Consider the following 21,053-nt stretch of genomic DNA (forward strand, 5'->3'; position numbering starts at 1 on the left):
GTCTCACCTCAACGACGCATAGCGGTCGTCAGCCAGCGCCATATAGTCGAAGAAGCGCGGGATATCGCCGAGGCTCGGATCGCGCATTCGCTTCTGGGCGTGATCGAGGATGACTTTCAGGAAATAACGGCGCGACTCTTCGGCATTGCGGGTCGTATTGCCTGGATGCCGGCGGTAGAAGATCGACACATGATCGAGCATCAGATGCTTCTGCGGACGTGTGAAGAAGCGCAGCAGGAACTCCCAATCCTCGGCCTGTTTGAGGTTTTCGTCGAAACGACCCAGCGCCTGGATGGCGGATTTACGGAACAGCGCCGTCGTCAGGCTGATGCCGCGCATCGTGCACTGGAGCACGTTTTCCGGCGGGGCGAGATCGTCATTGTCGATCTCGTGCGCCAAAGTCATCAGCGAATAGGTCATGTCGAGTTTGGGATCTGCGAGGAAATAGGGAATTTCCGTCGCAAAGCGTCCCGGCGCCGAAATGTCGTCGGAGTCGAGAAAGGTCACAAGATCTGCATCCGGCGCGATATTGTCGAGGCCGGTATTGCGGGCGCGGGCGACACCGACATGATCCTGACGGACAAGCCGGATGCTGGAGTTTTTGCCCGCATACTCTTCGACGACATCGACGGTCCGGTCCGTCGAACCGTCATCGACGACGATGATGTCGAGATCGGCGGCATCGGTCTGCCGCAGCAGCGAACGCAAAGCGGGGCCGATATAAGGCTCGCGGTTGAAGGCGGGAATGATGATGCTGATCTTCATTGCGCCACATCCCCGATAAAGCGGGTGATCGCTGCGGAGACTTCTTCCGGATCGCGGCCGAGATCGAGGCGGAAACAGGGAAGCCGCCGCGTCGCTTCGCTGAAGAAGCGGAAGCCGCTCTCGCGCTCGCCCGGCATCTGATAAATCGAGGAGACGGCCAGCGCCATCATGGCCTGGCTGCGCGAAATCGGACTGATTTTCGTTTCCGCCGTGCGCGCGACGCGCGGCACAAGCATCGCCCTTATACGAAGTTCGTCCGGCACCGGAACCCGGCTGATCTCGTTCAGCCTGAATTCGTGCTTGCCCTGCCAGTTCAGCGCACCTGCATCGGTATGTTCCGCAAGGCCGAGCCGGGCAAAGCCTTCGGCATCCTGCTTCAGCGTCGCGTAGACAGGATATGCCCGCACATCCTCCTTCAGATCGAGCAGAACATAATCGTCACCGACGCTCTGCAGCCCGTGCAGCAGGCCGCCGATCACCGTGCCGGATTTTCCACTGCCGCCCGCCCCCGCGAGAAGAACGCCGGTGCCGTCAACGCCGAGCGTGCCCGCATGCGAAAGCCGCATGCCGCGATCCGCATAATACCAATGGAGGAAAGGCCGCAGCGGCGCGCCGGTTTCCCAGGGTGGAAATGCGGTCGGCCCCGTCATCAACTCGACGCCGACGCGCCGGCCGATATCGAGAACGTGCCAATGCGTCAGCTCGTGATAGAGCGAGGCGAAGAGACCGGCTTCGGCAAGCGTCTCGGCGATCTGGTGCGATGCGTAGATTTCATCGCCCCAGACGGCCGGCGGCGAAATGCCCTCGATGCCGGCATGAGCGATGAAAAATTCCACGCTGTCGTCCGGCGGCAGTGGCTCGGATTTTCCGGCAGGCAGAAAATTGCGTGTCGCGGCGGCTTCAAGCGGCCCGCCGATCCCTCTCATCGTCACTCGGACGCCGGGAAGATCTACGTGCAGTTCGTGAGAGAAGGCATCGCGCGCGGCAATCGCCTGGTCGACGACATAGCGCGCATAATCGACAACGGAGTTCTGCGTGACGTGCCGCGGAGCCGAAGACCAGGAAGCAGAAGACGGAAGCGCACTCATTCAAGCACCAGACTGGGGAACAATACGGCTGCGAAAACAGCCGCGGCCCTAGCACCCGCAGGCGCGTAACCTAATCCCAGCACTGCGCTTTCCGCTCCCCCGAGCACCGGGAGATAAGCACAGGCTCAAGCGAAGGTCTAATGCGCAGCGTATGTGCCGAAGCTTCCGCCAAACCGGACCCGCTCCGTCGCTTTGCGTTTAAGTGGCTGATTTTGAAATATTATTTTTGGAAAAGCGAAGTGTGGCGTGATTGCCGCGTCCCGGGGTTCTTCGTGCTACTGGCTGCGCGTGCGGCGGATCGCATCTTCCCAGCCGGCTAGCTTCTTCCGGCGCTGGTCTTCTTCCATGCCCGGCGTGAACTGCTTCTGCAGACGCCAGCTGCGGCCGAACTCTTCCGGCGCCGGGCAGATCCCGGCCGCATAACCCGCGAGATAGGCCGCGCCGAGCGCCGTCGTCTCGGAGATTTCCGGCCGGTCGACCTTCGCGTCCAACACATCGGCCAGGAACTGCATCGTCCAGTCGGATGCCGCCATGCCGCCATCGACGCGCAATGTCGTATCGCCCGTTCCGGGCCAATCGGCGCGCATGGCCTGATAGAGATCGTAGGTCTGATAGCCGACGCTCTCGAGCGCGGCGCGCGCAAATTCGGCGCGGCCTGCGCCGCGCGACAGTCCTGTCATGACACCGCGCGCATCCGGCTCCCAATAGGGCGCGCCGAGACCGGTGAAGGCCGGCACGAGATAAACGTTCTGGTTCGGATCGGCCTGCTCTGCGAGGCCTTGCGTTTCGGATGCATGCTTGATGATGCCGAGCCCGTCACGCAGCCATTGCACCGCCGCGCCCGCAACGAAGATCGCGCCCTCAAACGCATAGGTGCGCTTGCCGCCGAGCTGATAGGCGACGGTTGTCAGAAGCCGGTTGTTCGATTGCACCGGTTTGTCGCCGACGTTCAAAAGCGCGAAGGCACCTGTGCCGTAGGTCACTTTCATCATGCCCGGCTTGAAACAGGCCTGACCGACAACGGCCGCCTGCTGGTCGCCGGCAATGCCGCACACTTTTATCTCGGCGCCGAAGAGATGCGCTTCCGTGGCTCCAAAGAGGCCCGCGCTGTCGCGGACTTCGGGCAGAACGGCACGCGGCACGCCGACGATCTCCATCAGTTCCGCATCGAATGCGCCCTTTTCGATATCGTAGATCATCGAGCGCGAAGCATTGGTCGCGTCGGTGGCGTGAACTTTCCCGCCGGTCATGCGCCACAGAAGAAAACTATCGACCGTGCCGAAGGCGAGATCCCCGCGCTCGGCAGCGGTTCGCGCGCCGTCCACCTTGTCCAGTATCCACGCGATCTTTGTGCCGGAAAAATAGGGATCGACGATCAGCCCCGTGCGTTCACTGACAAGCTTCTCGACGCCCTTCCTTTTCAGCGCCGCGCAGATATCGGCGGTGCGCCGGTCCTGCCAGACAATGGCGTTGTGAATTGCCTTGCCGGTCTTCCTGTCCCAGACGACCGTCGTTTCGCGCTGATTGGTGATGCCGAGCGCCGCGACTTCCGCGGCGCGCGTTCCGGCGCGGGCGAGAACTTCGTTGACCGTCGAAACGACGGTTGCCCACAGATCTTCAGGATCGTGCTCGACCCAGCCGGGCTGGGGAAAGTGCTGTTTGAATTCTTTCTGCGCGATTGCGAGAGGAACAAGCGTCTCGCTGAACAGGATGGCGCGGCTCGATGTCGTGCCCTGGTCGATCGCCAGTATATAGCCTTTGGACATCCGCGGTCTCCTGGCCCTTTTCTCCCGGCCGCTTTATGCGGCTCTCACGCGAGAGGCCGGGACGAATCCCGGCCTCCCTCATGCTCTTATAAAGACCGGCTACTTGGCAACGGCCGGCGTGCTGGCGCGCGCATTGGGCGGCGTTGCGGGCCACGACTTGATGAGCGTGTCGTAGTCCACCGTTTCGCCCTTCGGCTTTTCGTCCGCAAGCTTGGCCTGCGGCGCGATATTGCCGTCCGCCTTCGCCTTGTCGATCCAGTACTGAGCAGTCTCTTCCTTGTTCAGTTTCGGACCGCATTCGCCCTGGACACCGGCACGCTCAAGACGCCCCAGAACCTGGTCCTGGGCCGCTGCGAGCGCATCCATGGCCTCCTGCGGCGTCTTCGCACCCGACGACGCATCGCCGATGTTCTGCCACCACAGCTGAGCGAGCTTCGGATAGTCCGGGATGTTGATGCCCGTCGGGGTCCACTGCACGCGCGCCGGCGAGCGGTAGAACTCGACAAGACCGCCGAGCTTGGACGCCCGGTCAGTGAAGCTCTTGTCCCAGATATCGCTCTCGCGGATGAAGGTGAGACCGACATGGCTCTTCTTCAGCGAGACCGATTTCGACGTCACGAACTGTGCATACAGCCAGGCCGCCTTGCGACGGTCGACCGGCGTCGATTTCAGCAAGGTCCAGGAACCGGCGTCCTGATAGCCGAGCTTCATGCCGTCTTTCCAGTACGAGCCATGCGGCGACGGCGCCATGCGCCATTTCGGCGTGCCGTCCGCATTCACCACCGGCAGACCGGCTTTCACCATGTCGGCGGTGAAGGCGGTGTACCAGAAGATCTGCTGGGCGATCTGACCTTGCGCCGGAACCGGACCCGATTCCGAGAAGGTCATGCCGTTGGCCTGGGGCGGCGCATATTTTTTCATCCAGTCGATATATTTGACGATCGAATAGACGGACGCTGCGCCGTTGGTGTCGCCGCCGCGTGTGACGGACGAGCCGACAGGGTTGCAGCCTTCCATGCGAATGCCCCATTCGTCGACGGGCTTGCCGTTCGGAAGGCCCTTGTCGCCATTGCCGGCCATGGACAGCCAGGCATCGGTGAAGCGCCAGCCGAGCGAGGGATCTTTCTTGCCATAGTCCATATGGCCGAAGATTTTCTGGCCGTTCACTTCCTTCACATCATTGGTGAAGAACTCGGCGATGTCTTCATAGGCAGACCAGTTGACCGGCACGCCGAGATCGTAGCCGTACTTCGCCTTGAAGGCTTCCTTGTTTTTTGGATCGGTGAACCAGTCGTAGCGGAACCAATAGAGGTTCGCGAATTGCTGGTCCGGCAGCTGGTAAAGATGGCCGTCCGGCGCTGTCGTGAACGATTTTCCGATGAAATCGTCGATGTCGAGCGTCGGCAAGGTGACGTCCTTACCATCTTTCGCCATCCAGTCTGTCAGGTCGATCGCCTGCTTGTAGCGGAAATGCGTACCGATCAAATCCGAGTCATTGACCCAGGCATCGTAGATGTTCTTTCCCGACTGCATCTGCGTCTGGATTTTCTCGACGACGTCGCCTTCCTGGATGAGGTCGTGCGTCAGCTTGATGCCGGTGATTTCGGAGAAAGCTTTGGCCAGCGTCTTCGATTCATATTCATGCGTCGTGATGGTTTCGGAGACGACATTGATCTCCATACCCTTGAACGGTTCGGCGGCTTTGACGAACCATTCCATTTCCTTCATCTGCTCTCCTTTCGAGAGCGTCGAGGGCTGGAACTCGCTGTCGACCCAACGCTTTGCGGCATCCATATCCGCGAAAGCCGGAACGACCCCGAGCACCAGCGCCACGGCGGTTGCCGTGGCTGTCAGGTGTCCGCGCATTTTATTTCCTCCTGCGCCCATTTCTGTTCACCGCGCGCCGGACGCATAGCCACGCAGAATTCTTGTTTCTCGACCTACACCCAGCGAAACACGCCGAACGCATAGACGAGGGAAATCAGACTCGCCCAATAGAGCGGCACATCCGGCCCGATCAGGCCGAGCCAGGCGAGATGAATGAACGCCGAACCGAGCAGCGAGATGAAGAGGCGGTCGCCGCGCGTCGTGGAAATGCGCAGCGCGCCGAGACGCTCACCCGAGGGCGATGCGCGCTCCCATACGGTCATTGCGATCAGCAACGCGACAATGAAGGTGAAGAAGAGCGCGGTCTGCCAGGTCCACGCCATCCAGGCGAAAGCTTCCATCACACCCTCCCCAGGGCAAAGCCCTTGGCGATGTAATTGCGGACGAAATAGATGACGACGGCGCCGGGAACGATGGTGAGCACACCCGCAGCTGCAAGCACGCCCCAGTCGATACCGGACGCCGAAACCGTTCGTGTCATCGTCGCCGCGATGGGCTTTGCGGCAACCGATGTCAGCGTGCGCGCGAGCAATAGCTCGACCCAGGAGAACATGAAGCAGAAGAAGGCGGCGACGCCGATGCCGGATGCGATCAGCGGCATGAAGATCTTCACGAAGAATTTCGGGAAGGAATAGCCGTCGATATACGCCGTCTCATCGATCTCACGCGGCACGCCCGACATGAAGCCTTCGAGAATCCACACGGCCAGCGGCACGTTGAACAGGCAGTGCGCCAAAGCCACGGCCAGTGGCGTATCGAACAGGCCGATGGCCGAATAGAGATTGAAGAAAGGCAGCGCAAACACCGCCGGTGGCGCCATGCGGTTTGTCAGCAGCCAGAAGAACATGTGCTTGTCGCCGAGGAAACGATATCGCGAAAACGCATAGGCGGCGGGCAGCGCAACGGAGATCGAGATGACCGTGTTCAGCGCGACATAAGTGATCGAGTTGATATAGCCGGAATACCAGGCCGGATCGGTGAAGATCACCATGTAATTTGCAATCGTCGGATCGGCCGGGATGATGTTCATCGTCGTGACGATCTCGGTATTGGTCTTCAACGACATGTTGACGAGCCAATAGATCGGCACCAGCAGGAAGGCGATGTAGAGCGAGAGAATGAGCCGCTTCATGCCGTGCCCTCTTTCTTGCCCATCTCGTCCTGCGTCATCACCGTGTAGAACACCCAGGACAGCAGAAGGATCACGAGGAAGTAGACGATCGACATGGCGGCCGCCGGACCGAGATCGAACTGGCCGAGCGCCAGCTTGACGAGATCGATCGACAGGAAGGTCGTCGAATTGCCGGGACCGCCGCCCGTCAGCACGAAGGGCTCGGTGTAGATCATGAAACTGTCCATGAAGCGCAGCAGCACCGCGATGATGAGCACATGCTTCATCTTCGGCAGCTGGATCAGCCGGAAGACCGACCAGCGCGAGGCGCCGTCAATGCGCGCCGCCTGATAATACGCCTCGGGAATGGAGCGCAGCCCGGCATAGGCAAGCAGCGCGACAAGCGATGTCCAGTGCCAGACATCCATGACGATGATCGTCATCCAGGCATCGCCGACATTGTTGACGTAGTTATAATTGAAGCCGAGCGCGTTCAGCGTATAGCCGAGCAGGCCGATATCGCCGCGGCCGAACACCTGCCAGATCGTGCCGACGACATTCCACGGAATGAGCAGCGGCAGCGCCATCAGAACCAGTGACAGCGACACGGCCCAACCTTGCCGCGGCATGCAGAGCGCGATCAGGACGCCGAGCGGAATCTGAATGAGAAGCACGATGGCCGAGAACATCAGCTGGCGGCCGAGCGCTTGGTGGAAACGTTCCGATGCGAGGAGCTGCACATACCAATCGGTGCCAGCCCAGAAGAACTGATTGTTGCCGAACGTGTCCTGAACCGAATAGTTCACGACCGTCATCAGCGGCAGGATGGCCGAGAAGGCGACCAGCACGAAGACCGGCAGGACGAGGAACCAGGCGCGGTTGTTGAACGGCTTTTCCATCAGACCGCCCCTTCGACGATATGGCCGTCGGCATAGACATGGACGCGCTCCGGCACGGGAACGGCGGTAACGCGGCCGACGGGGATCGGTGTTTCTTCGGGAACGACGATATTGAGTTCGACCGCTTCATGCCGCGCGCGGACGATCCTCATACGCCCGACATCGTCGACGCGGTCGATGCGGATCGGCAGCCCGTCTGTGCCGGGCGATACTGTGAGGTCCTCCGGGCGAACGCCGATTTCGATCTTCTTGGCCGCCGGCAGGTTCGGATAGGCGCGGCGGAGTTCGATCTTGTCGGCACCGATATAGGCAGTTTTACCGTCAATGCGCGCCGGCAGAACATTCATGCCGGGCGAGCCGATGAAATAGCCGACGAAGGTGTGCGCCGGACGGCGGAAGAGTTCGACCGGCGGGCCGACCTGCACAACGCCGCCGTCATACATGACGACAACGGTGTCGGCGAAGGTCATGGCTTCCGTCTGATCGTGCGTCACATAGATCATCGTGCGGCCGACCTTCTGATGCAGCTGTTTGAGCTGCGCGCGCAGTTCCCATTTCAGCTGCGGGTCGATGACGGTCAGCGGCTCGTCGAACAGGATCGCCGCGGTGTCGGAACGTACGAGACCGCGGCCGAGCGAGATCTTCTGCTTGGCATCGGCGGTCAGACGGGCCGCGCGGCGATCGAGATCTTTCGTGAGATCGAGCATGTCGGCGATTTCGCGCACGCGTGCATCAACAGCGGATGCCGACAGACCGCGATTTTTCAGCGGGAACGCCAGATTGTCGTAGACATTCATCGTGTCGTAGACAACCGGGAACTGGAACACCTGCGCGATGTTGCGGCGCTCGGTCGATACGTTCGTCACATCCTTGCCATCGAAAAGAACGCGCCCTTCGCTCGGCGTGACGAGCCCGGAAATAATGTTGAGCAGCGTCGTCTTTCCGCAGCCGGACGGGCCGAGCAGCGCATAAGCGCCGCCGTCGCGCCAGGTGATGTCGATGGGTTTCAGCGCATAGTCCGACGGTCCGCGCGGATTGGCGGAGTAGGAATGGGCGAGTTTTTCGAGCGTAATTGCCGCCATCGCCGCCTCCTATGCTGCCGCCGCGCTCGGTTCGGGCGCCGCGACAAGGCGGCCATCCGCACCGAAGACGAACATTTTTTCGGGATCGAGATAGATTTCGACCGGCGCGCCGGGCTTCAGCTCGTGCACGCCATGCGTCAGCGCGATCCATTCCTGATCGGCATGGCGCACATGAATGAAGCTTTCCGAACCGGTGATCTCCACCACGCTGACCGTCGCGTGCACGACGACCGCATCGCCGGCGAGACGCTTGAGGTGTAGATGATTGGGACGGAAGCCGAGCGTCACCTGTCCATCCGGCAGGCCAGACAGCGGCCCAAGGCATGGCAGAGTCACATTGCCCGGAAGCGAGGCTATGCCCTTCGATATGTCGGCCGTGACGAAATTCATCGGCGGATCGGAGAAAACTTCCGCTGTGGTGCGATCCACCGGGCGGCGATAGACCTCGACCGTCGGGCCGAATTGCGTGACGCGCCCGCGGTCGAGCGTTGCCGTGGATCCGCCGAGCTGCAAAGCCTCCGACGGCTCAGTCGTCGCATAGACAAGGACCGCGCCCGACGCGGCAAAAATCTTCGGCAGCTCTTCGCGCAGTTCTTCACGCAGTTTGTAATCGAGATTTGCCAGCGGCTCATCGAGCAGAACGAGCGGCGCGCGCTTGACCAGCGCCCGCGCCAAAGCCGTTCTTTGCTGCTGGCCGCCGGACAGAGCGAGCGGCTGGCGAGACAGTAACGGTTCGAGGCGCAGCAGCGCCGCCGCTTCCTTCACCCGCGCATCAATCTCGGCTTTCGAAAGACCCGCGACGCGCAAAGGCGAGGCGATGTTTTCATAGACCGTCAGCGACGGATAATTGATGAACTGCTGATAGACCATCGCGACATTGCGCTTCTGGACGCTGAGGCCGGTAACATCCTTGCCGTCGGCGAAGACACGGCCGGAGGTCGGCGCTTCGAGTCCGGCCATCAGCCGCATTAAAGTGGTCTTGCCCGACAAAGTCGGGCCAAGGAGGACGTTGAGCGAGCCGGAGGTCAGCTCAAGCGACACGTCCGAGATATGAGTGCTCGGACCGACTTTTTTCGTGACGTTCTGGAGAGCGAGCGACATCAGAGCCTCATGCCGCCGAGGGAGCGGAGACACGGCCGCTCCGCATCAGGTTATCGAGCGCAAGCTTATCTTCGGCGCTGATGCGCAGGCCGATCTTCGATCTGCGCCACAAGACATCCTCCGCCGTCTGCGCCCATTCGTTCTGCATCAGATAGGAGACCTCCGCTTCCGTGAGATCGGGGCCGAACACACGGCCGAGATCCTCCATGCGTCCGGCGCCGCCAAGGATGAGATCGGCGCGCGTCCCGTAAGCGCGCACCAGGCGGCGCGCATGATCGGGCTTCAGAAACGGATAGGCCGAACGCAGGCGCTCGATTTCGAGTTCGACCGCCGTGACAGGAAAATCGCCGCCCGGCAGAGCCGCTAAAGAGGTCCAGGGCTTTCTCACAGGGAGATGTCTTGAAAGCCTCTGCAAAACCTCTTCTGCCAGGCGGCGATAAGTTGTGATCTTGCCGCCGAAAATCGTCAGCAGCGGCGCCTGCTGTTCGGGCGCATCGAGATCGAGCACATAATCGCGCGTCGTCTCCTGCGCATTGGCTTCGCCGTCATCGTAAAGCGGGCGCACGCCCGAATAGGTCCATACGACATCGCCCGGTGTGACGGGCCTTTTGAAATATTCCGAGGCAGACGCGCAGAGATATTCGATCTCCTGCGATGTCGCTGCGACCTTTGCAGGGTCTTCACGGAAATCGAGATCGGTCGTGCCGATCAGGGTAAAATCGCGCTCGTAGGGAATGGCGAAAATGATGCGGTTATCGGCGTTCTGGAAAATATAGGCGCGGTCATGCGCGAAGATTTTCGGCACGACGATGTGGCTGCCTTTGACGAGGCGGATCGGCGCCGGTGTGTTGAGCTTCATCTGTTCGTGCAGAACATGGCCGACCCAGGGGCCCGCGGCATTGACGAGGCAGCGCGCGATGATCGTCTCCGCATGGCCGCCCGGCCCTTCCACCGCAACGCGCCATAGGCCGCCATCGCGGCGGGCGGACACGCATTTTGTCCGCGGGCTGAGCTCGGCACCGCGCGCCGCGGCATCCATCGCGTTCAAAACGACAAGGCGCGCATCGTCGACCCAGCAATCGGAGTATTCGAAACCTGCGCGATAGATGTCTTTCAGCGGCTCGCCATAGGGGCTTCCCTTCAGCGTCAACCCGCGCGACCCGGGGAGAATTTTGCGGCTGCCGAGCCGGTCGTAGAGGAAGAGGCCGAGCCGCAAGAGCCAGCGCGGACGAAGACCCGCATGATGGGGCAGGATGAAACGCAGCGGCCAGATGACATGCGGCGCGATTTTCAGCAGCCGCTCGCGCTCGATCAGCGCCTCGCGGACAAGCCGAAACTCGTAGAATTCGAGATAGCGCAGGCCGCCATGGATGAGCTTGGTCGACGCTGACGAGGTCGAGGACGCAAAATCGTTCTGTTCGCAGAGATAAACCGACAGGCCACGGCCCGCCGCGTCGCGGGCAATGCCGCAGCCGTTAATGCCGCCGCCGATAATGGCGATGTCATAGGCCGTCGGAGCCAATGTCGTTCCTCACCCATCGCGAGGCAGCTCTTCCGGCCGCCTTTCACAAAAGGCTAAACGAAACTTAAAGCGCGTGCAATTGGTCGAAACGAAAGAAAAAACGAAAATTTAGGTGCGACTACCTAGTCCGGGTCATCCGGTTCGCCCGTCGCCTCGATCACCTGGACCCCATGAGTCCGACAAATTTCCGCGATGGGATCGGAGCTTAGCCAGTCGGTCACGAAGGTGTTGATCTGGGACATATGAGCGACGCGGATGGGTGCCGTGCGCTCGAATTTCGAGCGGTCCGCGACGAGAATGATCTGCCGCGAATTGCCGATGATCGCCTGGCTGACTTTCACTTCGCGAAAATCGTAGTCGAGCAGCGCGCCCTCCGTATCGATGGCCGAGGTTCCGACGACGGCGAAGTCCACCTTGAACTGGCGGATGAAATCGACCGCCGCGCCGCCGATGACGCCGCCATCCGTCCGCCGCACCGGCCCGCCGGCGACGATTACTTCGATCTTGGGATTCGAGTAGAGCAGCGTCGCAATGTTGAGATTATTGGTGATGACGAGAAGGCCCTCGTGATCGCCGAGCGCCCGCGCCACTTCCTCGGTCGTCGTACCGATATTGAGGAAGAGCGAGGAATTGTTCGGAATGAGCTTGGCCGCCGCCTCGCCGATGGCGCGCTTTTCAGACGCCGCGATCTGCCGGCGCGCTCCGTAGCCGAGATTTTCGACACCCGACGAGACCATCGCGCCGCCATGCACACGCGAGAGCAGATGCAGGTCGCACAGCTCATTCAGATCCTTGCGGATGGTCTGCGGCGTGACGTCGAAACGTAAAGCCAGATCGTCGACCATGACGCGCCCGTGGGTGCGTGCGTGGCCGAGAATCGCCTGCTGCCGGGCATTCAGCTGTTCCATGGCGCTATCTTGCGCGGCGCGAGCCCGGGCGCAAGACGGGCGCTTCAGCCTTGGTTGATGGAGTTCTGCGCCTCGTGCAGCCGGCGATAGGTACCGTCACGCGAGACGAGATCGCGATGGCTGCCCTGCTCGGCAATGCCGGACTGGTTGACGACGACGATACGGTCGGCATCGCGAATGGTCGCGAGGCGATGGGCGATGACGAGCGTGGTGCGGCCTTTGGAAAGCTCCGCCAGCGCCTTTTGAATGGCCTGTTCGGTCTCGGTGTCGAGCGCCGAGGTTGCTTCATCAAGGATAAGGATCGGCGGATTTTTCAGGAACATGCGCGCAATGGCGAGACGCTGTTTCTGGCCGCCCGAAAGCTTCACACCGCGCTCGCCGATAATCGTATCGAGCCCGTCCGGAAGCGTCGAAATCAGCGTATCGAGCTGGGCGCGCCGCGCCGCATCAACAATGTCCTCTTCCGACGCATCGAGACGGCCATACGCGATGTTCTCGCGCATGGTGCCAGCGAAGAGAAACACATCTTGCTGCACGATGCCGATCTGGCTGCGCAGCGATGCCAGCGTCATGTCGCGGATGTCGATGCCGTCGATCGAAATCGAACCGCCGGTCGGCTCGTAGAAGCGCGGCAGCAGCGAGCAGATCGTGGTTTTGCCGGCGCCCGACGGGCCGACAAAGGCAATTGTTTCGCCGGCGCGAACCGCAAGATCGACGTCGCGCAGCACCGGCAATCCGTTGCTGTAGGCGAAGCTGACCTTGCTGAACGCAATATCACCCTTCAGCGCGCCGACATCACGCGCGCCGGGACGGTCACGGATGTCCGGTTCGGTCGCGAGCAATTCGAGATAGGAGCGGAAGCCCGCAACGCCCTTCGGATAGATTTCGAGAACCGAATTGATCTTCTCGATCGGCCGGAAGAACACCGTCAGAAGAATGAGGAAGCTGACAAAGCCGCCCGCCGTGAGTTCGCCCGCAATCACATACCAGGTGCCGGCGATCATCACGATCACCTGCACGAAACGCATGCCCATATAGGAGAGCGAGGTCGAGGCGGCCATCAGGCGATAGGCGTCGAGCTTGGTCGCGCGATAGCGCGCATTGTCAACCGCAAACAGCGCCTTCTCGTGATCCTCATTGGCGAAAGCCTGTACGACCCGGATGCCGCCGACATTCTCTTCGATGCGGGCGTTAAACGCGCCGACGCTGCGGAAAAGCGTGCGAAAATTCTGCGTCATGCGATTGCCGTAGCGTGTCGTCAGAAAAGCCGCGACCGGCACGATGGCGCCGGTGATCAGCGCCAGCTCGACATTCACCCACAGCATCAGTACGAACGCGCCGAGAAATGTCATGACGGCGATGAAGACATCTTCCGGGCCGTGATGGGCGACTTCGCCGACCTCTTCGAGGTCCTTGGTGATCTTGCCGACGAGGTGGCCGGTCTTCTGATTGTCGAAGAAGGAGAAGGACAGCTTCTGCAGATGATCAAAGCTGCGGCGCCGCATCTCGGTTTCGATATTGATGCCGAGCATATGGCCCCAATAGGTGACGACCGCGACGAGGCCCGCGGTCACGACATAGATCGTCAGAAGGCCGGCGGCGGCGATAAATATCCAGGTCCAGTTCTGCTGGGGCAGCAGATCGTCGACGAACAGCTTGACCGCCACCGGGAAGGCAAGCTCGAGCATGCCGGCCAGGACAGCGCAGCCGAAATCGAGGAAAAACAAGCCCTTATAGGGGGCGTAATAGGCGGCAAACTGGCGGATCAGGTTCATGGGTCAGGCAGGCGCTCGGAACGTGGCGTTGTTTTGGCCCAAACGGCGAATGGGCGCAAATTTCCCGGTCATTTTCATCGCATTGTGGCAAACGCCCTCTGGCGGCATGGCATGAAATGTGGATGTTCGGGCCGGGAGATTTTCATGACCATTCGCATCACGGCCGGCCCCTATTCGTTCGAGGCTGTGCTTCTGCCGGACGCCGCGCCCAAGACCTGCGCCCGCTTTCTCGCCCTCCTTCCCTATAAAGAGCGCATCATTCATGTGCGCTGGTCGGGCGAAGGCTGCTGGATCCCGCTCGGCGAGACCGATTTCGGCCTGCCCTTCGAAAACGCCACGAGCTTCCCGGCCCCCGGCGATTTCATTCTCTATCCCGGTGGCTTCAGCGAAACGGAAATCCTCCTCGCTTATGGCGGCGTGCGCTTTGCCAGCAAAATGGGACAGCTCGCCGGCAATCATTTCATGACCATCACAAAGGGCCGCGAGAACCTCGTCGCACTCGGCAAGAAGACGCTGTGGGATGGGGCGCAGGACATCCTGTTCGAGAAGATCTGATGATGAAGGGCGTCATCGTTGTCGATCATCCGCTGGTGCAGCACAAACTCACCTTGATGCGGGACAAGGATGCGCCGACGACGGATTTCCGCCGTCTCGTTTCGGAAGTTGCGCTGCTTCTGGCTTATGAAGTAACGCGCGATCTGCCGCTGGAGACGCGGCGGATCGAAACGCCGCTCGAGGTCATGGATGCGCCGGTGCTGGCCGGAAAGAAGCTCTGCTTCGTCTCGATCCTGCGCGCCGGCAGCGGCATTCTCGACGGCATGCTCGATCTCGTGCCTTCGGCGCGTGTCGGCCATATCGGACTCTATCGCGATCCGAAAACGCTGAAGCCGGTCGAATATTATCTGAAAGTGCCGGACGATCTTTCGGAGAGGCTGACTGTCGTTGTCGATCCGATGCTGGCGACCGGCAATTCGGCAGCAGCGGCCGTGACCCGCCTGAAGGAAGCCGGTGCCAAAGCCATCAAATTCGTTTGCCTGCTTTCGGTGCCGGAAGGGATCGAGGTGATGCAAAGAGCACATCCCGATGTCGAGATATTCACCGCCGCCATCGACCGCGGGCTCGATGATCACGGCTATATCCGCCCCGGTCTCGGCGATGCCGGTGACCGGCTGTTCGGCACGAAATGATCAGCCGAGTTCGAAACTCGTAATTCCGTAAATACGCATCAAAGGCAGATCGGGGGCGGGCCCGCGATACATGCGCGCCGTCTCGAAGACGGGTTTCAAGCCATAACGCTCCGCCATCGCGCCCGCCGAAGCATTCGGCTCCGGCAGATCGAGAAAAACTTCGCCGGGCGCTTGCGCTGCGAGCGCGCGGAACAGCGCATCGGCGATGTCGGGCCGGTCGGCAAAGAGCGGTCCGATCTTGTGGCCTTCGCGGCACGCGCGGATCGTGCCATAGCCTTTGATCGCGCCGTCTTCGACAAAGCAAATCGAAGAGCGCCCGCCATCGAGCAGCCAGGAACGCAGAAAACTTTCGCGCGGCGCGGGAAAGAAGGCCCGGTCATATTCGAGGACGGAAGCGAACTTTTCCGAACTTATCGGAGCCAGCGCGCTGTCCTCGATCACCGACACTCCCGGCGTACCCCCATAGCGCACATTGCGATGCGCCAGAGCAAATCCAGATTTCCTGTAATTTGCCTGCTGCGCAAGAACGCCGTCGAGGCCGATCACGCGGCCCTCAAGCTGCGCCATCGCCGCCTGCCAGGTGGCCCAGCCATTTCCTCTGCCGCGCGCATAAGGTGCTGCGATGTAGAAGCCGATAAAGCCGAATGTCTTGCCATAGCGCACGGCGGAGATCGCGGTGACGGGCTTGTTGTCGACAAAGCCCATCAGAAAACCTTCGGGATCTGCGGCGCGAAAGGCCGGCGCATCGGCAAGGCCGGGATTCCAGCCCTCGCGCGCTGCCCACTCCACCGCAAGATCAAGATCCGCCGGCAGCATCGGGCGGATGACAAGGGCGTTCATGCGCCGATCTTACCCGGGGCGAAGGGCGAAAGAAGTCCGGCATAAGTTTTATGGAGCGGAGCCGAATATGCGCCGGTCTTTGAGGTCTTGAGGCCAAGGCCGACCAGCGCCTCAATCATCCGCACGCCCGCCGACACGCCATCGATGACCGGCACGCCGAATTCGGACGAAAGCGCTTTCGCAAGATCGGCCATGCCGGCGCAGCCGAGAACGACCGCATCGCTCCCGTCGGATTTCAGCGCCGCCGCGATGGCGGCGCGCAGAACCGATGATGCTTCGGATTTCGGATCTTCGAGCGCAAGCACCGGAATCTCCGATGCATGGACGCTCGCCCGCTCGGCAAAGCCGTATTTCCGGACGAGATGCTCGATCGGCACGATCGAGCGCGACAAAGTCGTCACCACGGAAATTTTTGTGGCGATCATGCCGGCGGCGGCGAGGGCGGATTCGCAGATGCCGACGACCGGCATTGTCGCCAGAGCCCGCGCCGCATCGAGCCCGGTATCGTCGAAACAGGCGATCACCGCGCCGTCCGTGCCCGCCTTCTCGCCTTTGGCAATTTCCTGAAGCAGGCCCGGCAGCGCAAAAGCCTCGTCGTAATAGCCTTCGATACTGGCGGGCCCCATCGCGGGATTGACGGCGATGATCTCCGTTCCCGGCGATGACGCGGCTTTGGCTGCCGCACCGATCTTTGCGGTCATGCCAGCCGTCGTGTTCGGATTGACGACGAGAACGCGCATCTATCTGTCTCTTTGTTCGATCAGCCCGCGCGGCGGCGCGAACGCTGCGACAGATAGATGCCGCCGAGCGCCAGCACAATGATGAGCAGCGAAAAGCCGGTGGTCACCGTACCGAGCGCATAAAGCACGGGCGTCGTGACATTGGTCGTCATGCCGTAGATTTCGAGCGGCAAGGTATTGAACGAGCCCGACGTCATCAGCGTGCGCGCGAACTCATCATAAGAGAGCGTGAAGCCGAACAGGCCGACGCCGATCAGACTCGGCAGGATCAGCGGCAGGACAACATGGCTGAAGGTCTGCCACGGCGTTGCGCCAAGATCGCGCGCCGCTTCCTCATAGCTCGGATTGAAGCGGTTGAAGACCGCGAACATGATCAGAAGGCCGAAGGGTAGCGCCCAGGTCAGATGCGCGCCGAAACCCGACGAATACCAGGCCGAGCGGATGCCAATGACCTGGAACAGCAGCCCGATGCCGAGGCTGACGAGGATCGAGGGAACGATCAGGCTGGCGATCGCCGTATAGAAAAGCGGCGTCGAGCCGAAGAAGGGACGCCGGAAGGCAAGGCCCGCGAGCAGCGAGACGACGACCGTCGCGCCCATCACCATCAGGCCGAGAACGAGCGAGCGCGAAAAGGCGCCGCCGAAATCGCCGACGGCCTGCGTCTCGAACAGATTGACGAACCAGCGGAAGGACACGCCGTTCATCGGGAAGGTAAGACCGCCTTCCGGCCCCTGAAAGGACAGGATGAAGATCGTCGAGAGAGGGCCGTAGAGAAACAGCACGAAAATCGTGAAGAAGACCGCAAGGATCCAGAAGCCGGGGCCGCGCCGTTCGCCGTCCATATCAGAGCTCCTTGCGGATATTCACGACGCGCAAAATGCCGGCGACCATCAGAAGGACGACGACAAGCAGCACGACGGCGTTGGCGGCCGCGGCCGGATATTGCAGCAGCGAAATCTGGTTTGCGATCATCAGACCGACCGAGGCGGACTGGCCGCCCGACATGAAGCGCACAGTGATGAAATCGCCCATGGTCAGCGTGACGACGAAGATGGTGCCGATGGCAAGGCCGGGCTTTGACAGCGGGATGATGACGTTTGTCAGGATCTGAAACGCGTTGGCGCCGGCATCGCGCGCCGCCTCGATCAACGAGCGATCGATACGCATCATCGTGTTGAACACCGGCACGACCATGAACAGCGTGTAGAGATGCACCATGGCAAGGACGACGGCAAAATCCGAAAACAGCAGGAATTCAAGCGGCGCATCGATGACGCCAACTTGTATCAGTGTCGAATTGATGAGGCCGTTTCGCCCAAGAAACGGGATCCACGAAATCATGCGGATAATGTTTGAGGTCAAAAACGGCACGGTGCAGATGAGAAACAGGACCATCTGCATGGTCGTCGTGCGGATGTGAAAGGCGAGGAAGTAGGCGACCCAGAAGCCGATCGCCATGGTCAGCGTCCAGACGATGACCGTGTATTTCAGCGTATTGAGATAAGTTTTCCAAGTGATCCAGGAGAACAGGGTCTCCTCATAGTTCAGCGTGATGAAATCCGGGATGATGCGGATCGAATCGTAATCCCAGAAACTGACCATCACGATGGTGGCAATGGGCAGAACGAGGAAGACGCCGAGAATGATTGCGAGCGGCAGCGCCTGAAGATAGGACGCGGCGGAATCGAAACGGATACGCCGCTTTGCTACGGGCACCGGTTCGGCAATCGCATTGTCCGCCGTGATCTCGGCCAATCTCGCCTCCGCACAGTTCAGGCTGAAAGGCCGCGGGCGCATCCGCCCGCGGCGTTCGCGTCATCGCCTCAGGCGGCGATGAACTCGTTCCATTTGCGGACCATGTAGCGGTCTTCGTCCATGACGGAGTTCCAGCAGGCGATGCCGCCGAGGCGCTGCAGATAGGAGCCGCCGTCGCGGGTGGCGCCGGCCTTTTCCATCACTTTGCCTTCCGGCGAGATGATGTCGCTCTTGGCCGGCTTGCCTTCCATCCAGAAGCCCCATTCGTCTTCCGACATGAAGCCCTTCGCCGTCTCGAGACAGGCCGAGTAATAGCCCTGGCGGTTGAGATAGCCGCCGACCCAGCCGGACATGTACCAGTTGATATATTCGTAGGCCGCATCGAGCTGCGCGCCTTCGAGATGCTTGGCGAGGCCGAGGCCGCCGCCCCAGGCGCGATAGCCTTCCTTCAGCGGCTGGTATTTACAGGCAATGCCCTTCGAGCGGACGGCGGCGACCGCCGGCGACCACATGGACTGGATGACGACTTCGCCGGACGCCATGAGGTTGACGCTTTCGTCGAAGCTCTTCCAGAAGGCGCGGAACTGGCCGGCCTTCTTGGCATCGATCAGGAAGGCGATCGTCTTGTCGAGCTCCGCCTTCGTCATATTGCCCTTGTCGCCATACTTCACATTGCCCATCGCCTCCATGATCATGGCGGCATCCATGATGCCGATGGAGGGGATGTTCAGGATCGACGTCTTGCCCTTGAATTTCGGGTCCATGATGTCGGCCCATGTGGTGATCTCGCGGCCGACGAGATCGGGGCGAATGCCGAGCGTGTCGGCATTGTAGATGGTCGGAACCATCGTCATCCAGTTGGTCGGCTCTTTGGCGAACTTGGTCGAATCCTTACCCTCGACAAAGCCGACCGTGTGCGGCGCCGTGCCCTGGGCAATGGTGGATTCCGGCGTCAGCTTGCCGTTGATGAACAGCGGCACGATCTTGTCGAAATATTTGAGCTTCGACACGTCCATCGGCTGCAGCGTGCCGGCGGGGAACACTTTTTTGCAGATCCAGTATTCGACATCGGCGATGTCATAGCTGTCGGGCTGCGTCACGGTGCGCTGCGCGGCGGCGTCGGAATCGAGCGCCGTCATCTGCAGCGTGATGCCGAGATCGGCTTTGCACTTTTCGGCGATGGCGTTGATGTTCGACACGCCGGTGCCGACCTGACGCAGCACGATATCGGTTTTCGACCAGACGGTCGGGAAACCGGTGATCGCGCCGGAACCTGCAGCAAGACCGCCGACCGCGGCGGCACCCTTCAGAAGCGAGCGCCGCGAGACGCCGCTCTTCGTTTCAATTTTCTTCGTCATATCGCTCTCTCCTGCCTGATATCGGTCGCCCTCACGCGGCCGGGGAAGATTTCAGAATGTGGACGTCTTCCGGCGCCCAGGTCAGCGGAACCGCATCTCCGACGGAGAGCGGCTTTGCAAAAAATTCGGATTCGGGAATTTGCGCATCGAACGCATCAATGCCCGGCGCCGACAGCGAGATCTGAACTTTCTGGCCGTGATACTCGATGTTCTGAACGAGGCCCGTCATGCCGCAGCCCTTTTTCGGCGGCGTTACGAACTTCACGCGATCATTGCGCACGGCAATCTCGATCGGCTCGCCGACATCGAAGCTTTCGGTCGGCGCGTTGAAGGTCGCACCGCCCGGCACGTCGAACTCAATTCCCGACGGCGTGATCTTCGAGACGCGGCCGGCAATGACATTGTGATCGCCCATGAAGCGGGCGACGAAGGCCGTTGCCGGGCGGTTGAAGACTTCGCGCGGCTCGGCCGCCTGCTCGATCCGGCCCTTGTTCATCACGACAACAAGATCGGCGAGCGCCATCGCCTCTTCCTGGCTGTGCGTGACATGGATGAAAGAGATCCCGAGCTGGCTCTGCAGCTTTTTGAGTTCCTGCCGCACTTTGATCTTGAGGAAAGGATCGAGCGCCGAAAGCGGCTCATCGAGCAGGAGCGCCTGGGGATCGGTGATCAGCGCGCGGGCGAGCGCCACGCGCTGCTGCTGGCCGCCGGACAGCTGTGCCGGACGCCGCTCGGCGAGATGCTCCATCTGCACAAGCTTGAGCATGTCGAGCGCCTTTGCGCGGCGCACGGCTTTGTCGACGCCTTTCATCTTCAGGCTGAAGGCGACATTGTCGGTCGTATCGAGATGCGGAAAGAGCGCGTAGCTCTGGAACATCATCGCCGTGCCGCGCTTCGCCGGCGGAAGATCCGTCACCACCGTATTGCCGAGACGGATATGACCTTCGCTGATCGACTCATGGCCCGCGACCATGCGCAATGTCGTCGACTTTCCGCAGCCCGAGGGGCCGAGCAGACAACAATAGGTGCCGGCCGGCACTTTCAGGCTGACATCATCGACCGCGGTCGTGCCGCCGGGATAGCGTTTGGTGACACCGACGATCTCGATCTGGGCAGGTTCCATGTCGCAAACCCCTTCCGCCGTTCGGCAAAGGGTTTCGCAATCGCCGTGCCAAACAGCTCAATGCGTACGAAAGCCTTCATTCTCTTGAGGTTTCGAGCAGTTGCGCAGGTTTGAGGCACACAAAAGCGCCGCTCAGTCTTTGTGCA

Annotated in this window: 20 protein-coding genes; 2 read left to right on the forward strand and 18 right to left on the reverse strand. The window is 61.0% G+C overall.

Annotated elements, in window-relative coordinates:
- Window positions 1–3: 3 nt before the first annotated feature.
- The 12 genes from IZ6_RS14805 to IZ6_RS14860 form a co-directional block, all read right to left on the reverse strand.
- Window positions 4–765, reverse strand: a complete 762-nt coding sequence (locus IZ6_RS14805; protein ID WP_222875804.1) for a glycosyltransferase family 2 protein — start codon at window positions 763–765, stop codon at window positions 4–6.
- On the reverse strand, window positions 762–1,853 hold the full coding sequence (locus tag IZ6_RS14810) for a serine kinase (protein ID WP_222875805.1): 1,092 nt from the start codon (window positions 1,851–1,853) through the stop codon (window positions 762–764). Before IZ6_RS14810 ends, IZ6_RS14805 begins: the two co-directional genes overlap by 4 nt.
- A gap of 275 nt (window positions 1,854–2,128) precedes the next feature.
- Window positions 2,129–3,619 (reverse strand): glycerol kinase GlpK, encoded by a 1,491-nt coding sequence (glpK, locus tag IZ6_RS14815; RefSeq protein ID WP_222875806.1) that lies wholly within the window; start codon window positions 3,617–3,619, stop codon window positions 2,129–2,131.
- 99 nt (window positions 3,620–3,718) lie between these two features.
- The gene (locus IZ6_RS14820; protein WP_225873925.1) at window positions 3,719–5,485 is read right to left on the reverse strand and encodes an ABC transporter substrate-binding protein; all 1,767 of its coding nucleotides are present in this window, start codon (window positions 5,483–5,485) and stop codon (window positions 3,719–3,721) included.
- A 74-nt stretch (window positions 5,486–5,559) separates the two neighbouring features.
- The gene (locus IZ6_RS14825) at window positions 5,560–5,847 is read right to left on the reverse strand and encodes a DUF2160 domain-containing protein (RefSeq protein WP_222875808.1); all 288 of its coding nucleotides are present in this window, start codon (window positions 5,845–5,847) and stop codon (window positions 5,560–5,562) included.
- Window positions 5,847–6,638, reverse strand: coding sequence for a carbohydrate ABC transporter permease (locus IZ6_RS14830; protein ID WP_222875809.1), 792 nt, complete (start codon window positions 6,636–6,638; stop codon window positions 5,847–5,849). Before IZ6_RS14830 ends, IZ6_RS14825 begins: the two co-directional genes overlap by 1 nt.
- Window positions 6,635–7,516, reverse strand: coding sequence for a carbohydrate ABC transporter permease (locus tag IZ6_RS14835; RefSeq protein WP_222875810.1), 882 nt, complete (start codon window positions 7,514–7,516; stop codon window positions 6,635–6,637). Before IZ6_RS14835 ends, IZ6_RS14830 begins: the two co-directional genes overlap by 4 nt.
- On the reverse strand, window positions 7,516–8,598 hold the full coding sequence (locus IZ6_RS14840; RefSeq protein ID WP_222875811.1) for an ABC transporter ATP-binding protein: 1,083 nt from the start codon (window positions 8,596–8,598) through the stop codon (window positions 7,516–7,518). Before IZ6_RS14840 ends, IZ6_RS14835 begins: the two co-directional genes overlap by 1 nt.
- A gap of 9 nt (window positions 8,599–8,607) precedes the next feature.
- The gene (locus IZ6_RS14845; protein ID WP_222875812.1) at window positions 8,608–9,699 is read right to left on the reverse strand and encodes an ABC transporter ATP-binding protein; all 1,092 of its coding nucleotides are present in this window, start codon (window positions 9,697–9,699) and stop codon (window positions 8,608–8,610) included.
- 7 nt (window positions 9,700–9,706) lie between these two features.
- The gene (gene glpD / locus IZ6_RS14850; protein ID WP_222875813.1) at window positions 9,707–11,221 is read right to left on the reverse strand and encodes a glycerol-3-phosphate dehydrogenase; all 1,515 of its coding nucleotides are present in this window, start codon (window positions 11,219–11,221) and stop codon (window positions 9,707–9,709) included.
- Window positions 11,222–11,343: 122 nt separating this feature from the next.
- Window positions 11,344–12,129, reverse strand: a complete 786-nt coding sequence (locus IZ6_RS14855) for a DeoR/GlpR family DNA-binding transcription regulator (protein ID WP_222875814.1) — start codon at window positions 12,127–12,129, stop codon at window positions 11,344–11,346.
- A 44-nt stretch (window positions 12,130–12,173) separates the two neighbouring features.
- The gene (locus IZ6_RS14860; protein WP_222877651.1) at window positions 12,174–13,898 is read right to left on the reverse strand and encodes an ABC transporter ATP-binding protein; all 1,725 of its coding nucleotides are present in this window, start codon (window positions 13,896–13,898) and stop codon (window positions 12,174–12,176) included.
- 150 nt (window positions 13,899–14,048) lie between these two features.
- Between IZ6_RS14860 and IZ6_RS14865 the strand changes: the two genes are divergently transcribed.
- Together IZ6_RS14865 and upp are read left to right on the forward strand one after the other, a co-directional pair.
- Complete coding sequence (locus IZ6_RS14865; RefSeq protein ID WP_222875815.1) at window positions 14,049–14,459, forward strand: DUF3830 family protein; 411 nt, start codon at window positions 14,049–14,051, stop codon at window positions 14,457–14,459.
- A gap of 2 nt (window positions 14,460–14,461) precedes the next feature.
- Window positions 14,462–15,091: a uracil phosphoribosyltransferase gene (gene upp / locus IZ6_RS14870; protein ID WP_222877652.1), complete on the forward strand. Its 630-nt coding sequence runs from the start codon at window positions 14,462–14,464 to the stop codon at window positions 15,089–15,091.
- On the opposite strand, the gene IZ6_RS14875 is transcribed toward upp, so the two are convergent.
- The 6 genes from IZ6_RS14875 to IZ6_RS14900 all read right to left on the reverse strand — a co-directional run bounded on the left by IZ6_RS14875 (window position 15,092) and on the right by IZ6_RS14900 (window position 20,907).
- Complete coding sequence (locus IZ6_RS14875) at window positions 15,092–15,931, reverse strand: GNAT family N-acetyltransferase (protein ID WP_222875816.1); 840 nt, start codon at window positions 15,929–15,931, stop codon at window positions 15,092–15,094.
- A complete protein-coding gene (locus IZ6_RS14880; RefSeq protein WP_222875817.1) occupies window positions 15,928–16,671 on the reverse strand; it encodes an aspartate/glutamate racemase family protein in 744 nt (247 codons plus the stop codon). Before IZ6_RS14880 ends, IZ6_RS14875 begins: the two co-directional genes overlap by 4 nt.
- 20 nt (window positions 16,672–16,691) lie before the next feature.
- On the reverse strand, window positions 16,692–17,513 hold the full coding sequence (locus IZ6_RS14885; protein ID WP_222875818.1) for an ABC transporter permease: 822 nt from the start codon (window positions 17,511–17,513) through the stop codon (window positions 16,692–16,694).
- Window position 17,514: 1 nt separating this feature from the next.
- Window positions 17,515–18,426, reverse strand: a complete 912-nt coding sequence (locus IZ6_RS14890; RefSeq protein WP_420825560.1) for an ABC transporter permease — start codon at window positions 18,424–18,426, stop codon at window positions 17,515–17,517.
- Between the two features lie 68 nt (window positions 18,427–18,494).
- Window positions 18,495–19,784, reverse strand: coding sequence for an ABC transporter substrate-binding protein (locus IZ6_RS14895; protein WP_222875820.1), 1,290 nt, complete (start codon window positions 19,782–19,784; stop codon window positions 18,495–18,497).
- Between the two features lie 31 nt (window positions 19,785–19,815).
- Window positions 19,816–20,907, reverse strand: a complete 1,092-nt coding sequence (locus IZ6_RS14900) for an ABC transporter ATP-binding protein (RefSeq protein WP_222875821.1) — start codon at window positions 20,905–20,907, stop codon at window positions 19,816–19,818.
- Window positions 20,908–21,053 lie beyond the last annotated feature (146 nt).

Origin of the sequence: Terrihabitans soli (assembly GCF_014191545.1) — a bacterium.
Classification (GTDB): Bacteria; Pseudomonadota; Alphaproteobacteria; order Rhizobiales; family Methylopilaceae; genus Flaviflagellibacter; species Flaviflagellibacter soli.

What these genes read in the sequence shown, in the direction of transcription:
- IZ6_RS14805 (WP_222875804.1), bottom strand. Translation starts at nt 765, where the DNA reads ATGAAGATCAGCATCATCATTCCCGCCTTCAACCGCGAGCCTTATATC.
- IZ6_RS14810 (WP_222875805.1), bottom strand. Translation starts at nt 1,853, where the DNA reads ATGAGTGCGCTTCCGTCTTCTGCTTCCTGGTCTTCGGCTCCGCGGCAC.
- glpK (WP_222875806.1), bottom strand. Translation starts at nt 3,619, where the DNA reads ATGTCCAAAGGCTATATACTGGCGATCGACCAGGGCACGACATCGAGC.
- IZ6_RS14820 (WP_225873925.1), bottom strand. Translation starts at nt 5,485, where the DNA reads ATGCGCGGACACCTGACAGCCACGGCAACCGCCGTGGCGCTGGTGCTC.
- IZ6_RS14825 (WP_222875808.1), bottom strand. Translation starts at nt 5,847, where the DNA reads ATGGAAGCTTTCGCCTGGATGGCGTGGACCTGGCAGACCGCGCTCTTC.
- IZ6_RS14830 (WP_222875809.1), bottom strand. Translation starts at nt 6,638, where the DNA reads ATGAAGCGGCTCATTCTCTCGCTCTACATCGCCTTCCTGCTGGTGCCG.
- IZ6_RS14835 (WP_222875810.1), bottom strand. Translation starts at nt 7,516, where the DNA reads ATGGAAAAGCCGTTCAACAACCGCGCCTGGTTCCTCGTCCTGCCGGTC.
- IZ6_RS14840 (WP_222875811.1), bottom strand. Translation starts at nt 8,598, where the DNA reads ATGGCGGCAATTACGCTCGAAAAACTCGCCCATTCCTACTCCGCCAAT.
- IZ6_RS14845 (WP_222875812.1), bottom strand. Translation starts at nt 9,699, where the DNA reads ATGTCGCTCGCTCTCCAGAACGTCACGAAAAAAGTCGGTCCGAGCACT.
- IZ6_RS14855 (WP_222875814.1), bottom strand. Translation starts at nt 12,129, where the DNA reads ATGGAACAGCTGAATGCCCGGCAGCAGGCGATTCTCGGCCACGCACGC.
- IZ6_RS14865 (WP_222875815.1), top strand. Translation starts at nt 14,049, where the DNA reads ATGACCATTCGCATCACGGCCGGCCCCTATTCGTTCGAGGCTGTGCTT.
- upp (WP_222877652.1), top strand. Translation starts at nt 14,462, where the DNA reads ATGAAGGGCGTCATCGTTGTCGATCATCCGCTGGTGCAGCACAAACTC.
- IZ6_RS14875 (WP_222875816.1), bottom strand. Translation starts at nt 15,931, where the DNA reads ATGAACGCCCTTGTCATCCGCCCGATGCTGCCGGCGGATCTTGATCTT.
- IZ6_RS14880 (WP_222875817.1), bottom strand. Translation starts at nt 16,671, where the DNA reads ATGCGCGTTCTCGTCGTCAATCCGAACACGACGGCTGGCATGACCGCA.
- IZ6_RS14885 (WP_222875818.1), bottom strand. Translation starts at nt 17,513, where the DNA reads ATGGACGGCGAACGGCGCGGCCCCGGCTTCTGGATCCTTGCGGTCTTC.
- IZ6_RS14895 (WP_222875820.1), bottom strand. Translation starts at nt 19,784, where the DNA reads ATGACGAAGAAAATTGAAACGAAGAGCGGCGTCTCGCGGCGCTCGCTT.
- IZ6_RS14900 (WP_222875821.1), bottom strand. Translation starts at nt 20,907, where the DNA reads ATGGAACCTGCCCAGATCGAGATCGTCGGTGTCACCAAACGCTATCCC.